Origin of the sequence: Nocardia asteroides, assembly GCF_021183625.1 — a bacterium.
Classification (GTDB): domain Bacteria; phylum Actinomycetota; class Actinomycetes; order Mycobacteriales; family Mycobacteriaceae; genus Nocardia; species Nocardia asteroides_A.
The window spans coordinates 3,314,859-3,330,038 of sequence record NZ_CP089214.1 but is presented as its reverse complement, the minus strand read 5'-3'; the positions used below and the strand labels follow the sequence as shown (position 1 = coordinate 3,330,038).

General features: G+C 73.1%; 17 protein-coding genes. 11 read left to right on the top strand and 6 right to left on the bottom strand.

Annotation, left to right across the window (positions count from 1 at the left end; all coding sequences use genetic code 11):
- Positions 1-32 precede the first annotated feature (32 nt).
- The 5 genes from LTT61_RS15795 (at position 33) to ccsB (ending at position 4,899) form a co-directional block, all read left to right on the top strand.
- Entirely contained in the window at positions 33-671 is a 639-nt protein-coding gene (locus tag LTT61_RS15795; RefSeq protein ID WP_233021037.1) for a histidine phosphatase family protein, read from the top strand.
- 70 nt (positions 672-741) lie between these two features.
- Entirely contained in the window at positions 742-1,353 is a 612-nt protein-coding gene (locus LTT61_RS15790; protein ID WP_233020709.1) for a TlpA disulfide reductase family protein, read from the top strand.
- On the top strand, positions 1,350-2,297 hold the full coding sequence (locus LTT61_RS15785; RefSeq protein WP_420094791.1) for a cytochrome c biogenesis CcdA family protein: 948 nt from the start codon (positions 1,350-1,352) through the stop codon (positions 2,295-2,297). The genes LTT61_RS15790 and LTT61_RS15785 overlap by 4 nt, the downstream gene beginning before the upstream one ends.
- A complete protein-coding gene (gene resB / locus LTT61_RS15780) occupies positions 2,294-3,934 on the top strand; it encodes a cytochrome c biogenesis protein ResB (RefSeq protein WP_233020708.1) in 1,641 nt (546 codons plus the stop codon). Before LTT61_RS15785 ends, resB begins: the two co-directional genes overlap by 4 nt.
- Positions 3,934-4,899: a c-type cytochrome biogenesis protein CcsB gene (gene ccsB, locus LTT61_RS15775; protein WP_233020707.1), complete on the top strand. Its 966-nt coding sequence runs from the start codon at positions 3,934-3,936 to the stop codon at positions 4,897-4,899. The genes resB and ccsB overlap by 1 nt, the downstream gene beginning before the upstream one ends.
- Here the strand turns inward: ccsB and LTT61_RS15770 are convergent.
- Complete coding sequence (locus LTT61_RS15770) at positions 4,896-5,093, bottom strand: hypothetical protein (protein WP_233021035.1); 198 nt, start codon at positions 5,091-5,093, stop codon at positions 4,896-4,898. The genes ccsB and LTT61_RS15770 overlap by 4 nt on opposite strands.
- 124 nt (positions 5,094-5,217) lie before the next feature.
- Positions 5,218-5,424, bottom strand: coding sequence for a BldC family transcriptional regulator (locus LTT61_RS15765; RefSeq protein ID WP_233020706.1), 207 nt, complete (start codon positions 5,422-5,424; stop codon positions 5,218-5,220).
- Between the two features lie 183 nt (positions 5,425-5,607).
- Between LTT61_RS15765 and LTT61_RS15760 the strand changes: the two genes are divergently transcribed.
- The 5 genes from LTT61_RS15760 to LTT61_RS15740 are packed head-to-tail and all read left to right on the top strand — an operon-like array spanning position 5,608 to position 8,311.
- Positions 5,608-5,949, top strand: a complete 342-nt coding sequence (locus tag LTT61_RS15760) for a DUF4229 domain-containing protein (RefSeq protein WP_233020705.1) — start codon at positions 5,608-5,610, stop codon at positions 5,947-5,949.
- A gap of 4 nt (positions 5,950-5,953) precedes the next feature.
- Positions 5,954-7,039: a PLP-dependent cysteine synthase family protein gene (locus LTT61_RS15755; protein ID WP_233020704.1), complete on the top strand. Its 1,086-nt coding sequence runs from the start codon at positions 5,954-5,956 to the stop codon at positions 7,037-7,039.
- 59 nt (positions 7,040-7,098) lie between these two features.
- Positions 7,099-7,311 carry a hypothetical protein gene (locus tag LTT61_RS15750; RefSeq protein ID WP_067653721.1) on the top strand — a complete coding sequence of 71 codons (213 nt, stop codon included), beginning with the start codon at positions 7,099-7,101 and terminating at the stop codon, positions 7,309-7,311.
- Positions 7,311-7,880 (top strand): Clp protease N-terminal domain-containing protein, encoded by a 570-nt coding sequence (locus LTT61_RS15745; RefSeq protein ID WP_233020703.1) that lies wholly within the window; start codon positions 7,311-7,313, stop codon positions 7,878-7,880. The genes LTT61_RS15750 and LTT61_RS15745 overlap by 1 nt, the downstream gene beginning before the upstream one ends.
- 53 nt (positions 7,881-7,933) lie before the next feature.
- The gene (locus LTT61_RS15740; RefSeq protein WP_233020702.1) at positions 7,934-8,311 is read left to right on the top strand and encodes a phage holin family protein; all 378 of its coding nucleotides are present in this window, start codon (positions 7,934-7,936) and stop codon (positions 8,309-8,311) included.
- 8 nt (positions 8,312-8,319) lie between these two features.
- On the opposite strand, the gene LTT61_RS15735 is transcribed toward LTT61_RS15740, so the two are convergent.
- Positions 8,320-9,189 carry a 1,4-dihydroxy-2-naphthoate polyprenyltransferase gene (locus tag LTT61_RS15735; RefSeq protein WP_233020701.1) on the bottom strand — a complete coding sequence of 290 codons (870 nt, stop codon included), beginning with the start codon at positions 9,187-9,189 and terminating at the stop codon, positions 8,320-8,322.
- Positions 9,190-9,225: 36 nt separating this feature from the next.
- On the bottom strand, positions 9,226-9,687 hold the full coding sequence (locus LTT61_RS15730) for an SRPBCC family protein (protein ID WP_233020700.1): 462 nt from the start codon (positions 9,685-9,687) through the stop codon (positions 9,226-9,228).
- Positions 9,688-9,854: 167 nt separating this feature from the next.
- On the opposite strand from LTT61_RS15730, the gene LTT61_RS15725 reads away from it, so the two are divergent.
- Complete coding sequence (locus LTT61_RS15725) at positions 9,855-13,304, top strand: AfsR/SARP family transcriptional regulator (protein ID WP_233020699.1); 3,450 nt, start codon at positions 9,855-9,857, stop codon at positions 13,302-13,304.
- Here the strand turns inward: LTT61_RS15725 and LTT61_RS15720 are convergent.
- Positions 13,286-14,119, bottom strand: coding sequence for an ABC transporter permease (locus LTT61_RS15720; protein ID WP_233020698.1), 834 nt, complete (start codon positions 14,117-14,119; stop codon positions 13,286-13,288). The two genes, LTT61_RS15725 and LTT61_RS15720, sit on opposite strands and share 19 nt — an antisense overlap.
- The gene (locus LTT61_RS15715) at positions 14,116-15,096 is read right to left on the bottom strand and encodes an ATP-binding cassette domain-containing protein (protein WP_233020697.1); all 981 of its coding nucleotides are present in this window, start codon (positions 15,094-15,096) and stop codon (positions 14,116-14,118) included. The genes LTT61_RS15720 and LTT61_RS15715 overlap by 4 nt, the downstream gene beginning before the upstream one ends.
- Positions 15,097-15,180: the final 84 nt, after the last annotated feature.

Sequence of the window (15,180 nt, the reverse complement as noted above, 5' to 3'; positions counted from 1 at the left end):
TCCGGCCGGTCACCCAGCACGAGCCGCCCGCGGTGGCCGAGCCGGTGGAGACCATCGTGCACGTGCTGCGCCACGGCGAGGTGCACAACCCGAACGGCATCCTCTACGGCAGGCTGCCCGGCTTCGGCCTCTCGGTGACCGGGCGGGCGCAGGCGGGCGCCGTCGCCCGCGCGCTCGCCGACCACGACCTCGCGCTGGTCATCGCCTCGCCGCTGCAGCGCGCGCAGGAGACGGCGGAGCCGATCGCCGCGGCGCACGGCATCGCGATCCGCACCGACGAGAACCTGATCGAGGCGGGCAATACCTTCGAGGGGCTGCGCGTCTCGGTCGGCGACGGCGCGCTGCGCAAGCCGAGGCACTGGTGGAAGCTGCGCGACCCGTTCACCCCGTCCTGGGGCGAGCCCTACCTGCAGATCGCGCACCGCATGCTGGCCGCGGTGAACAAGGCGCGGGTGGAGGCGAGCGGCCGCGAGGTGGTGCTGGTCTCGCACCAGCTGCCGGTCTGGACGCTGCGCCGCTTCCTGCAGGGGCAGCGGCTCTGGCACGACCCGCGCAGCAGGCAGTGCTCGCTCGCCTCGCTGACCTCGCTGGTGTACGAGGGCGACACGCTGGTCGACATCGTCTACTCCGAGCCTGCGGGTAGTTCGGATCCGAGGAAGACCGGGGCATGAGTGAGTCAGGCCCGGAGGCGGTAGCGAGCGTAGCCACGGAGGGCCCTCGCTCATGCCGGAGGGACACAGCATGAACCGTTCCACCGCGCGGATCGGGCCGGTGTTGCTCGCGTGCGTGGCCCTGGTGGCCGCGCTCGCGGGCTGCGCGACCGGTACCGACGCGGTGGCGTCCGGTGGCACCTTCGACTTCGTCTCGCCCGGCGGCAAGACCGACATCGTCTACGACCCGCCGGCGAGCCGGGGCACCATCGGCACGCTGGCAGGCCCCGACCTGATGAACGACGGGAAGACCGTCTCGGTCGCCGACTTCCCGGGCCAGGTCGTGGTGCTGAACCTGTGGGGGCAGTGGTGCGGGCCGTGCCGGGCCGAGGTGCCCGCGCTGGAGCAGGTCTACGAGCGGACGCGGGATCGGGGCGTCGCCTTCGTCGGCATCAACGTCCGCGACCCGCAGCAGGACAAGGCGAAGGATTTCGTGGTCGACAACAGGGTCGGCTACCCATCGATCTACGACCCGTCCATGCGCACCCTGCTCGCGCTCGGCGGAAACTTCCCCACCAGCGTCATCCCGACCACGCTCGTGCTCGACCGGCAGCACCGGGTCGCGGCGGTCTTCCTGCGCGCCCTGCTCGCCGAGGACCTGCAGCCGGTGGTGGAGCGGCTCGCGGGCGAGGACCCGTCGTGAGCACCGCTGTGGTGCTGGCGGGGGTGGGGGATTCGTTCCAGCAGACGGCGGCGAGCGGGCCGCTCGTGCTCGCGCTCGGCGCGTGCCTGCTGGCCGGGCTGGTCTCCTTCGCCTCGCCGTGCGTGGTGCCGCTGGTCCCCGGCTACCTCTCCTACCTGGCCGGGCTGGTCGGCGCGGAGGCGCCACCGGTGACGCCGACCGAGGCGCGGGACCGGCGCGGCGGACGCGCCGCATGGGGCCGGGCGCGCGGTGCCGCGGCCGCGGGCGGGTCGGCGATCGCGCAGCCGGCGCACGAGCCAGGTGCCGCCGAGCCGGGTGCCGCCGACCCGGCAGCCGAGAAACGCGCCGCGCGCGCGGGCAGGCTGCGGATCGCGGGGGCGGCCGGACTCTTCGTGCTCGGCTTCACCGTGGTCTTCGTGCTGGCGACCGCGACGGTGTTCGGCCTGATCCAGACCCTGAACGTGAACCGGGAGCTGCTGCAGCGGCTCGGCGGCGTGCTCACCATCCTGATGGGGCTCGTCTTCATCGGCCTGGTCCCCGCGCTGCAGCGGGACACCAGGATGGAGCCGCGCCGGATCACCGGGCTGCTCGGCGCCCCGCTGCTCGGCGGGGTCTTCGCGCTCGGCTGGACCCCGTGCCTCGGCCCGACGCTCTCCGGCGTGATGGCGGTGGCGGCGGGCACCGAGGGCGCGACCGCCGTGCGCGGCGTCACCCTGATCGTGGCCTACTGCCTCGGGCTCGGGCTGCCCTTCGTCGTGCTCGCCTTCGGCTCGGCGGGGGCGCTGCACGGTGTCGGCTGGCTGCGCCGCAACTCCCGCACCATTCAGCTCATTGGGGGAATCCTGCTGGTCGCGGTGGGGGTCGCCCTGGTGACCGGGGCCTGGGACCAGTTCGTCGCGTGGGTGCGCGACGCCTTCGTCTCCGAGGTGACCCTGCCGATATGACCGTGACCGACAGCCCGCCCGCCGCCACGCCTACGCCGCCGCCGCGCCAGTCCCCGCTCGGCCGCGCGCTCGCCGCGGTGCGCAACACCTGGCGTGGCCTGACCAGCATGCGCACCGCGCTGGTGCTGCTCTTCCTGCTCGCGCTGGCCGCCATCCCCGGCGCGCTGCTGCCGCAGCGGAGCCTGAACGAGCAGAAGGTCGCGGAGTACATCGCGGACCGCCCCACGCTCGGCCCGTGGATGGACCGGTTCGAGCTGTTCGACGTCTTCTCCAGCTTCTGGTTCACCGCCGTCTACGTGCTGCTCTTCATCTCGCTGGTCGGCTGCATCCTGCCGCGCACGGTGGAGCACGCGCGGGCGCTGCGCACCCCGCCGGTGCGCGCCCCGCGCAACCTCGGCAGGCTGCCGCACCACTGGTCCGGTGCCGACGAGCGCGACCCCGAGCAGGTGCTCGCCACCGCCGAGGCCGGGCTGAAGGGCTGGCGGGTGCGCCGCCGCGCGGGCGAGCGCCCCGGCGAGCTGACGCTCTCCGCGGAGAAGGGCTACACCCGCGAGCTCGGCAACCTGGTATTCCACCTCGCCCTGGTCGGGCTGCTCGTCGCGATCGCGGTGGGCAAGCTCTTCGGCTACGAGGGCACCGTCATCGTGATCGCCGACGACGGCCCCGGCTTCTGCAGCACCTCGCCCGCCGCCTTCGACTCGTTCCGCGCGGGCAACGTGAACGACGGCACCGGAATGACCCCGCTGTGCGTCCGGGTGAAAGATTTCCGCGCCGACTACCTGGACACCGGCCAGGCCGAGATGTTCACCTCGAACATCTCCTACCAGGCAGGCGCCGACCTGGCCGCGGGCACCTGGCGGGACACGACGCTCCGGGTGAACCACCCGCTCCGGGTCGCGGGCGACCGCGTCTACCTGCAGGGCCACGGCTACGCGCCGACCTTCACGGTCCGCTTCCCGAACGGCGAGACCCGCACCGAGACCATCCAGTGGCGCCCGGACGACGCGCGGACCTTCCTCTCCAGCGGCGTGCTCCGGATCGACCCGCCCGGCGGGCTCTTCGCGAACGAGGAAGAACGCAGGCGCAACCAGATCGCCATCGAGGGGCTCTTCGCGCCCACCGCGCTGCTGCACGGCGCCCTGCTCACCTCGTCCTTCCCCCGGATGGACGACCCGGCGGTCGCGGTCGACATCTACCGCGGCGACACCGGGCTGGACACCGGCCGCCCGCAGAACCTCTTCGCGCTGGATCAGGAGCTGGTCCGGCAGGGCAGGCTGACCAAGGAGGCGCGGGTGAACCTGCGCCCGGGCGAGTCCACCCAGCTCGCCAACGGCACCACGGTCACCTTCGACGGCGCGAAGGAGTTCGTGAACATCCAGGTGTCGCACGACCCGGCGCAGCAGTGGGTGCTCATCAGCGCGGTGACCATGATGGCCGGGTTGCTGGTCTCGCTGCTGGTGAAGCGGCGGCGGGTCTGGGTCCGGGTCTACCCGGCCGCGAGCGCACCCGGTACCGTTGACCAACGACGCACCGTAGTAGAGATGGGTGGGCTCGCCCGCACCGACCAGGCGGGCTGGGGCTCCGAGTTCGACCGGCTGCGCACCCGCTTGATCGACCCGAGCACGGGAGAACAGTGATGGAGATCGACGCGACCCTCGCGGGGTACAGCGACCTCGCCTTCAAGTCGGCCATCGTGGTGTACGCGCTGGTGCTGGTACTGCTGCTGGTGCAGTACGCCTCGGCGCGCACCAGGCAGGTCGCGGCCCGCGAGCCCGCGCTGGTCGGGGCGGGGAACGACCCGGCGGTGCCGGGCAAGATCGTGGCGCCGCCGCAGCGGCCGCTGGCCGACCGGTTCGGCAACATGGCCTTCTCGGTGCTGGTGGTGGCCGCGGCGCTGCACCTGGGCTCGATCGTGCTGCGCGGCTTCGCGACCAACCGCTTCCCGCTCGGCAACATGTACGAGTTCGTCACCATGGCGACGGCGGCCGCGGTGCTGGTCGGCATGGTCTTCCTGCGCGAGCAGCGGTACCGCTCGATGTGGGTCTTCCTGCTGGTGCCGGTGCTGGTGCTGATGTTCCTCGGCGGCACCGTGCTCTACGCCGACGCGGCGCCGGTGGTGCCCGCGCTGCGCTCGTTCTGGCTGCCCATCCACGTGACCATCGTGAGCATCGGCAGCGGCGTCTTCCTGGTCTCCGGCATCGCCAGCCTGCTCTTCCTGTACCGGCTGCGGCAGCCGGAGGGCGGCGAAGCGGAGAACCTCCTCGGCGCCGTCGCGCGCAGGCTGCCGGACGCCCGCACCCTGGACCGGATCGCCTACCGGACCACGATCATCGGCTTCCCGCTCTTCGGGGCAGGGGTCATCCTCGGCGCGATCTGGGCCGAGGCGGCCTGGGGCCGGTTCTGGGGCTGGGACCCGAAGGAGACCTGCTCCTTCATCGCCTGGGTGCTCTACGCGGCGTACCTGCACGCCCGCGCGACCTCGGGCTGGCGCGATACCAGGGCGGCTTGGATCAACATCGCCGGTTTCGTCGCCATGCTGTTCAACCTGTTCATCATCAACCTGGTGATCAGCGGGCTGCACAGCTATGCGGGGCTCACCTAGCGGTCGCCGGCGCCACCTTTACCCGATTCGCCGTCCCGGTGCTGCTGGCGGGAGAGCCGCCACAGGAAATCGGGATCGTCGTCGGGGCCGACGGTCCGCGTGCGCTGGGGAGCACTGCTCCCGGCCGGGCCGAACCCCTTCCAGCACAGCACCGCGATAGCTACCACCGCGATGAGTGCCAACAGGTACATCACGTCGCTCACCTCCTGGCTACGAGGGTAGCGGCGGCGTGCGGTTAAGCCCAGTTTCGGGCGGCGTTCACCGCGGCGTCACCGCGCCCGCCGCCCACGTGCGGGCGGTCGGCGGCGCGGTGCACGGTCAGCGCGCGGTGGCCTCGGTGGTGAGCGAGGCGAGCAGCCGCATGACCTCCGATTCGCGGAATCGGCGATGCCCACCCGGGGTGCGCAGCGACCCGAGCCGACCCGCGTGCGCCCACCGGGTCACCGTCTTCGGGTCGACGTGGAAGAGCGCGGCCACCTGGCCCGGGGTGAGCAGGGCGTCCTGGGCGGTCGTCGCAGCAGTCATGAGCAAACCTCTCCGTCTTCGACAGTCCCTCATCGGACAGCGCCATCGTGGCACGAAGACCCCTAGGTACTCGATTGATCTACGGTTGGTAAAGGGGAGGTAATAGACAAATCGGATACACCTCCCACCTGGTGCGAAGCGGTCATCCCGGACCGCGCAACCTTGTGGCATAGGCTTGACGGCGTGAGTGACGCAACCCCATCGCGCGACGGAGCAGGCACGGGCGAGCCGGCGCCGGGCAGGCGGCTCGCGCTGAACCTCGGCCTCTACACCCTGGCCCGGCTCGGCCTGGTCGTGCTGATCACGGGCCTGATCGTCGGTGCCGCGCGGCTGGCAGGCATCGAGATCCCGCTGGTGGTGGCGGCGCTGTTCGCGATCATCGTGGCGATGCCGCTCTCGCTGACGCTCTTCAAATCGCTGCGGTCGCGGGTGAACGAGGACATCGCGACGGTCGACCGGAAACGTCGGCAGGACAAGGCCAGGCTGCGCGCCCGGCTGCGCGGCGAGGACGACGAGCCGGCGTGACGCCGTGAAGACCTGCGACCGCAGCACCCCGCGCGGGTGGGTGGACAACGCGGTGCGGCTGATCGACGCCGACGCCCAGCGCAGCGCCGACACCCACCTGCTGCGCTACCCGCTGCCCGCCGCCTGGCGGGTGCAGCTGTACCTCAAGGACGAGTCGACGCACATCACCGGCAGCCTGAAGCACCGGCTGGCCCGCTCGCTCTTCCTGTACGCCATCTGCAACGGCTGGGTCGGCGAGGGGACGACCGTCGTCGAGGCATCGTCCGGGTCGACCGCGGTGAGCGAGGCGTACTTCGCCAAGCTGCTCGGGCTCGACTTCGTCGCGGTGATGCCGGCGAGCACGTCGCCGCGGAAGATCGCGCTGATCGAGGCGCAGGGCGGGCGCTGCCACTTCGTGCAGCGGCCGCCGGAGATGTACACCGAGGCCGCGCGGCTGGCCGCCGAGTGCGGCGGGCACTACATGGACCAGTTCACGCACGCCGAGCGGGCCACCGACTGGCGCGGCAACAACAACATCGCCGAGAGCGTCTTCGAGCAGATGCGGCTGGAGGCGCACCCGGTGCCGGAGTGGATCGTGGTCGGCGCGGGCACCGGCGGCACCAGCGCAACCATCGGCCGCTACATCCGCTACCGCAGGCACCACACCCGGCTCGCCGTCGTCGACCCGGAGAACTCCGCCTTCTTCGGCGGTTACGAGACCGGCGACGCGGGGTTCGGCACCGGCATGTCGTCCCGGATCGAGGGGATCGGGCGGCCCCGGGTCGAGCCCTCCTTCGTCGGGCAGGTGGTCGACCGGATGATCCAGGTGCCGGACGCCGCGTCGATCGCCACCATGCGGTACGCGAGCGGTGTGCTCGGGCGCCGGGTCGGCGGGTCGACCGGCACCAACCTCTGGGGGGCCTTCGCGCTGATCGCGGAGCTGTTGGCGGCGGGGCGCTCCGGCAGCGTGGTGACGCTGCTCTGCGACGGCGGCGACCGCTACGCCACCACGTACTACGACGACCCCTGGGTGGTGGCCCAGGGCTTCCGGCTGGAGCCCGCGCGGGCGGTGCTGGAGAAGTTCGCGGCCACCGGGGTCTGGACCGGCTGAGCCTCCCGTTCGTCAATTTTTGTTGACAAACGCCCGCGGTGTCAATCAAAATTGACGGCATGAGTGAAGCGACAACGCTGGCGGCGGCCGCGGGCAGCCCCGACCCGACGGTCGGGCTGCGCGCGGTGCTCGCGCTGCGCAGGCTGCTGGAACGGCTGGAGGCCATCCAGGTCGCGAATGCCAGGGCGCAGGGCTGGTCCTGGCAGGCGATCGCCGACGCGCTCGAGGTCAGCAAACAGGCCGTCCACCAGAAGCACACGAGGAGACGCTGATGTTCGAACGGTTCGGCAGACAGGCGCGGGTCGCGATCGTGCTGGCGCAGGAGGACGCCCGCGAACTGCGCTCCCCGGTGATCGATGTGCAGCACGTGCTGCTCGGGCTGCTCGGCCACGCCGAGCCCGCGCTGCGCACGCTGCTCGCGGAGTCCGGGGTGACCAGGGACGCGGTGGCGGCGGCGCTGGCCGAGCGCGGCCGCGGCGAGCCGCTCGGCGAGGAGGACGCCGAGGCGCTGCGCTCGATCGGCATCGACCTGGACGCCGTGCGGGCCAGCCTCGAAGCCGGGTTCGGCGCCGACGCGCTGGCGCAGGCGGCGCCGGAGCCGCGCGGGCGGTTCGCCCGGTGGAGCGGCGGGCACATCCCGTTCACCAGGGACGCCAAGAAGACGCTGGAGCTGGCGCTGCGCGAGGCGCTCGCCCGCAAGGACCGCTCGATCGAGTCCGGGCATCTGCTGCTCGGCATCCTGCGCGGGGCCAACGAGGTCACCACCGAACTGCTCGGCGGCCCCGCCGCGCGGGACGCGCTGCGCCCCCGGATCCACGCGCTGCTCGACCGGGCCGCCTGAGCGCTCTCGCGTTGTGACCCCTGCGCGACACCCCGCCCGCCTAGCATGGCGGCATGCAGCTAGCGCTCCGGTTGATCATCAACGCGTTCGCCATCTGGCTGGCGGCCTACCTCGTCGGCGCGATCGAGGTGGTGAGCCCGGAGGACGAGATCGGCTGGAAGATCATCGTCCTGCTCGCCGTCGCCGCGGTCTTCACCCTGGTGAACGCCCTGGTCAAGCCGATCGTCCAGGTGCTGTCGCTGCCCCTGGTGATCGTCACGCTCGGGCTGTTCCTGCTGGTGGTGAATGCCCTCATGCTGATGCTGACCGCGGCCATCACCGAGGTCACCGACTACGGCCTCCGGGTGGACGGCTTCTGGGCCGCGCTGGTCGGCGCGCTCATCATCTCGATCGTCAACTGGGGGCTCGGGCTCCTGGTCGGCGACGACTGATCCCGGGCTCAGCCGAAGGCGAGCGCGGCGGCGGTCACCGCCGACCAGGCCAGCAGGGCGAGGCCGGAATCGCGCAGCGCCGGAATCAGTTCCGGCCCGCCGCGGCCGCCGCGCACCGGTGCGTTGGCGCGCAGCGCGAGCGGGACGGCGACCAGCGCCAGCAGCGCGAACGGCGTGCGCAGCGCGAGGGCGAGGGTCATTGCGAAGGGCAGCGCCAGCAGCACCGCGTGCAGCGTCCTGGTGCGCGGGTCGCCGAGCTTGACCGCGAGCGTGGTCTTGCCGGACTCGGTGTCGGTGGGGATGTCGCGCAGGTTGTTCGCGACCAGCACCGCGCTGGAGAAGGCGCCGACCGCGACCGCCGCGGCGAGCCCGGCCCAGTCCACCCGCTCGGCCTGCACGTACTGGGTGCCGAGCACGGCGAACAGACCGAAGAAGACGAAAACCGCGATCTCGCCGAAGCCGCTGTAGCCGTACGGGTTCCGCCCGCCGGTGTAGAACCAGGCGCCGGCCAGGCAGGCGGCGCCGAAGAGCAGCAGCCACCAGGCTGTGAGCAGCGCGAGCACCAGTCCCGCGAGCGCGGCGACCAGCAGGCTCGCGACGGCGGCGTTGCGCACCGCCTTCGGCTCGGCCAGCCGCTGGCCGACCAGCCGCACCGGGCCGACCCGGACGTCGTCGGTGCCGCGGATGCCGTCGGAGTAGTCGTTGGCGTAGTTCACCCCGACGATCAGGGCGACCGAGACCACAAGGGCCAGCAGTGCTTTCCACCACACCGCGGCGTCCAGCGCGGCGGCGGCGCCGGTACCGGCGAGCACAGGGGCGATCGCGTTGGGGAGGGTCCGCGGCCGGGCGCCTTCGAGCCATTGCGCTGCAGTTGCCATGCGCGCAGCCTAATCCGGCGCGGTGCGCGCCCGGGCTCAGGCGGGCTGTTCGGCGGCCGTCTTCAGCCTGGCCAGCCCCTTCTCGAAGTCCTTGCCGATGAACTTGTCCATCGGGACCACCCGGCCGACCAGCCCGAGGAAGCCGGTGCGCCTGCCGGTCATCCGCCAGGTCACCTCGGTGCCGCCCGCCACGCCCGCCAGCTCGAAGCGGACGTCGTTGGTGGCGGCGATCGGCTTGCGGAACTCCACCCGGACGCCGATCTCCTGCTCGGTGCTGGAGGTAATAGTCATGGTGCCGCTGCCCGCCTTGCGGTTACCGTTCCAGGAGTAGGAGGCGCCGACCCCGGACTCGGGGCCCGCGTACCGGCGGTTCAGCTCGGGGTCGATGTCCTCCCACGGCGACCAGTGCACCCACTGGTGGAAGTCGTCGATCAACCCGTGGACGCGCGCGGGCTCGGCGGCGATCACGGTGCGCCTGGCAACCTCGAAGTCGGCCATGGGCCGACTCTAAGCCGAGCACCGGAGCCGCGCGGGACGCGCGCCGCATCGGTCGCGTGAACCCTAGGATCGATCCCGGAATGGTGCCGGAGAGCAGTGGCCCGATCGGGCGCGTGGTGACTCCGCGCGGCGGTGCGTCTCCGCCGGTGGACGCGGGGGGTGTTTTCGTGCCGGGCGAGGACGGGTTCGCGGTGCTCGAGGTCGGGTTGCTCGGGCCGGTGGCGGTGCGCCGGGATGGCGCGCTGTGGCCGCTGCCTGGGGCGCGGGCCCGTGCGCTGCTGGCGGCGCTGGCGCTGCGGCCGGGGCGCAGCCGGGCCGCGGCGGGGTTGATCGAGGATGTGTGGGGCGCGGCTGCGCCGCGGGCGCCGATGAACGCGCTGCACACGCAGATCTCCCGGCTGCGCTCGGTGCTGCCCGGCGGCGCGGTGAGCGCGGGCCCGGCCGGGTACCGGCTGGAACTCGACGCCGACCAGGTCGACCTGACCCGCTGCGCGCGCCTCGTCGACCAGGCCCGCGCACAGTGCGGTTCCGGCGCCTACGCCGCCGCCCTCGCCACCGTGCTCGCCGCCCGCGCGCTCTGGCGCGGGGAACCCGGCGCCGACCTGCCACCCGGCCCGCTCGCCGACGAGCTGCGCGAGCGCGCCGCCGGTTACGCGGGCGAGCTCGACGGGCTGGAGATCACCGCCCGCGCGGGCACCGGCGACCCCGACGGCGCGCTCCGGCTCGCCGCGCACCGCGCCGCCGCGCTGGCGCTGGACGAACCCGCGCACGTCGAGCTGGTCCGGCTGCTCGCCGCCACCGGCCGCTCCGCCGCCGCGCTGGAGACCGTCGCCACCTTCCGCGACCGCCTCGCCGACCGCCTCGGCGCCGACCCCGGCCCCGAACTCACCGAGCTCAACACCGCCGTCCTGCGCGGCGAGCGGATCGCGCCGCTCGGCGACCACCTCCCGCCCGTCACCCCGCACCCGCGAGCGGTCGTCGGCCCGGCGTCGGCCGTCGAGATCGCGCCGGGGAACGCCGCCGCCGCTGTCCACCCGGCGCCGCCCGCCGGTCGCCACGGGACCGCTGCCGGACCCGCGCCCGGTGCGCCGGAGCGCGCGCCGTTTCTCGGCCTCGGCGTCCGCGCCGCACCCAACCCGCTACTCGGCCGCGACACCGACCTGACCGCACTCGAAGTGCTGCTGCGCAGCTCCCGGGTGACCACCGTGCTCGGCCCCGGCGGCACCGGCAAGACTCGCGTCGCTCACGAACTCGGCGCCCGCGAGGCAGGCGCGGTCGCCCTGGTCGAGCTGGCCTCCATCCGCGCCGCCGAACCGGAGATCGCGCGCGCCGAGATCGAGAGCGCGATCGCGGCGGTGCTCGGCGTCTCCGAGGCGCCGTTCGACAGCTCCACGCTGCGCACCGGCCCGGTGGAGCTGCGCCAGCGCCTCTTCGACGCCGTCTCGGCCCGGCCGACGCTCCTCGTCCTGGACAACTGCGAACACCTGATCGACGCCGTCGCCACGCTGGTCGCCGAGTTCATCGCGCACGTCCCCCGGCTCCGGGTGCTCACCACCAGCCGCGCCCCGCTGATGATCACCGCCGAGGCGGTCTACCCCCTTCCCCCGCTGCACATCGACCCCTCGGGCTCCCCGGCCACCGAGCTCTTCGCGGCGCGCGCCCGCGCGGTCCGGCCGTCGGTACGGATCGACCCGGCCGTCGTGGCGAGGCTCTGCCACACCCTCGACGGCCTGCCGCTCGCCATCGAGCTCGCCGCCGCCCGGGTGCGGACCATGAGCGTCGAGGAGATCGCCGACCGGCTGCACGACCGCTTCGCCCTGCTCCGCTCCGGCGACCGCAGCTCCCCGGCGCGGCACCGCACCCTGCACGCCGTCATCGACTGGAGCTGGAACCTGCTCGAGCCGGGCCAGCGGGTGGCGCTGCGCAGGCTCTGCCGCTTCCCGGCAGGCTTCACCCTGGCCGCGGCCGAGGTGGTGGCCGCGGGCGCCGAGGTCGGCGAGGTCGCCGCCGCGGTGGACGGGCTGGTGAACCAGTCCCTGCTCACCGTGCAGGACTCCGCGGCGGGGCTGCGCTACCGGATGCTGGAGACGGTCCGCGAGTACGGCGAGGAGCAGCTGGCCGCGAGCGGGGAGGGCGAGGAGATCATCACCCGCACCCTTGGCTGGGCCCGCGCCTGCTGCGAGGACCTGGGGGCGCGGGCCTACCGCGAGGACCAGCTGCAGCTCGGCGGCGAACTCGACGCCGAGCAGGACAACCTGCTCGCCGCGCTGCGCTGGGCCGCCGAGCGCGCCGACGGCGTCACCGTGTACACCGTGTTCCCCACGCTCGGCGTGCTCTGGATGATGCGCGGCGCGCACGGCGAGGTGATCGCCTGGTCCGAGCGGCTGCTGCACGTTCCGCTGCCCCCACCGGACGCGCCGCACCCGCCCGGCGACCTGCTGGTGATCGGCTCCGCGCTGCAGATCCTGCACGCCGCCTTCGGCGACCGCTCCGAGCTGCGCAGGCTGGCCCGGGTGCGGCTGCGCACCCGGCGGCTGCTCGCCGTGCGCACCGACCTCTCGGCGTCGGTGCTGCTCACGGCCCGGCTGCTGGTGAGCCCGCCGCGCGGCACCGGGATCCCGCGGCTGGTGGCCGCGGCGGTGCGCTCACCCGACCGGGACGCCAGGGTGAACGCGCTGATCCTGCGCGCGAATATCCGGGAGAACCTCGGCGACCTGCGCGGTTCGCTGCGGGACGCGGCGACGACGCTCACCCTGCTCCGCCCCGGCGACGGCTGGAGCCTGGCCTCGGCGCACCGGCACCTGGCGCAGCTGCACGGCCAGGCGGGCCGGTACGCCGAGGCCGTCGGGCACTACGAGCGCGGGATCGGGCTGCTGGAGCGGATCGGCGCCTACGACGAGCTGATCGAGGCGCGCACCGCGCTGGTCGGCGTGCTCATCGGCTGCGGCTCGCTTGACCGCGCCGCCGCCGAGCTGGAGCGCACCGTGCAACTCGCCGACCTCGACCCGGAGGCGCCGGACGGCACCGTCAGCGGGCTGCTCGGCGTGCTCTTCCAGGCGCAGGCGGAGCTGCTGATCGCGCGCGGCCGGATCGAGGACGGCATGCGCCGGTACCGGCGCGCGCTCGCCGTCTCCGGCTGGCCGGGCACCTCGCGGGGGCCGGGGGCGTGGGTGCTCATGCTGGTCGCGGCGACACTGGACGCCGAGGTGCTGTACGGCGACCCGGTCGCGGCCGGGAAGATCGCCCGCGAGCTGGCCGAGGCGGCGGGCCGGATCTTCGGCGCCTTCCAGGACGTCCCGCAGGTCGGCGCCATCGCCTGCGCGCTCGGCAGCAGGCTGATCGCCACCGGCGACGACCCGGAGACCGGGCTGCGGCTGCTGCTCGCCGCGCCCCGGCTGCCGGCCAGGCAGGACTTCCCGTCCATGCTCGTGCGCAGGCACCTGGAGCTCGCCGAGGCCAGGCTCGGCCCCGCGGCCGTCGCCGAGGCCGAGGCGGCACTCGGCCCCGCGCGCCGGATGCGGCTGCTGCACCGCGTGCTCGCGCTGATCGCCGGGACGACGACGGGGGCGCCCGGCGAACCGGACGCCCCCGGCGGAACTCACGCGCGGCGCATGTAGGCCCGCACCGCGAGCGGCGCGAACACCGCGATCACCACCACGGCGCCGAGCAGCGAATACACCGTGCTGCTCCCGAAGCCGTTGCCGTTCATCAGGTCGCGGCAGGCGTTGACCATGTAGTAGACCGGGTTGGCGTGGTTGATCGCCTGCATCCAGCCGGGCATGGTGCTGGTCAGCGCGAACGCGCCGGACATGAAGGTCAGCGGGAACATGACCATCATCGAGATGCCCTGCACGCCGGCCGCGCTGCGCCCGGTGACCCCGACCAGCGCCCAGATCCAGCTCACCGCGAACGAGCAGAGCACGATCACCACCCCGGCCGCGACCACGCCGACCACCCCGCCCGCGGGCCGGTAGCCGATGGCGAGCCCGACCACGACGGTGAGCACGGTGGCGAGCGTGTAGCGCACCATGTCGGCGATCAGCGCGCCCGCGAGCGCGGCGATCCTGGCGATGGGCAGCGACTTGAAGCGGTCGAAGACGCCCTTGTCCATGTCCTCGCGCAGCTGGGTGCCGGTGACCACCGAGGTGAGCACGACGGTCTGCACCAGGATGCCGGGGATCAGGACCGGCAGGTAGTTCTGCACGCTGCCGCCGATCGCGCCGCCGAAGATGTAGGCGAACAGCGCGGTGAACAGGATCGGCTGGATGGTGACGTCGAACAGCTGCTCCGGCTTGTGCCTGATCTTGAGCAGCCCGCGGTAGGCCATGGTGAGCGAGGCCGAGACGGTGGCGGCCAGGCTCACGCTGTTGCTCGCCGGGCGCACCGCGGAGACCCGCTTCGGCGGGGCCGGGGAGACGAGGGTGTCGGTCATGCTGCGTCCTTTTCGGTCTCGGCCGCGTCCTCGGAGGGGCGGCCGGTGAGGGTGAGGAAGACCTCGTCCAGGCTCGGCTTGCTGACGTTGATCTCCGCGATGGCGATCCGCTCCGCGCGCAGCCGGATCAGCAGGTCGGTGGTGACATCGGCGTCGCGCAGCGGGGCGGTGATCCGGCCGGCCTCCGGGGTGACGGTGGCCTCGGCGTCGAGGAAGGTCGCGACCAGCTGCCGCGCCTCCGCCAGCCGGGACCGATCGGCGGGCACCAGGTGCAGCGAGGAGCCGCCGACCGATTCCTTGAGCTCGTCCGCGGTGCCGTCGGCGATCACCTTCCCGTGGTCGATCACGGCGATCCGGTCGGCGAGCTGGTCCGCCTCGTCCAGGTACTGGGTGGTGAGCACGACCGTGGCGCCCTCGCGGACCAGGCGGCGGATGGTGTCCCACATCTGCGCGCGGGTGCGCGGGTCGAGGCCGGTGGTCGGCTCGTCCAGGAAGAGCAGCGGCGGGGTCGCGATCAGGCTCGCGGCCAGGTCGAGGCGGCGGCGCATGCCGCCGGAGAAGGTTCTCAGCGGTTTGGTCGCGGCGTCGGTGAGGCCGAACTCCGCCAGCAGTTCGGTCGCCCTGCGCCTGGCGTCCCGGCGGCTCAGGCCGAGCAGGCGGGAGAAGACGATCAGGTTCTCGGTGGCGGAGAGGTCCTCGTCCACCGAGGCGTACTGGCCGGTGACGCCGATCAGCGAGCGGATCGCGGTCGGCTCCTCGGCCACGTCGTGGCCGAAGATCCTGGCCGCGCCGCCGTCGAGGGGGAGCAGGGTGGTGAGCATGCGGATCGTGGTGGTCTTGCCCGCGCCGTTGGGGCCGAGGACCGCGTACACGGAGCCCTCGGGGACGGCGAGGCTCACGCCGTCGACGGCGCGCTGGGTGCCGAACACCTTGACCAGATCGGTGGCTTCCACCGCGAGGGGTGCGGAATCTGTCATGTCGCAAGGGTGCGCGGGCGCCCTTGCACCGCCCGCACACCTCTTGCACCGCTCTTGCACGGCGCTGTGCTGGCAGTAAAATTA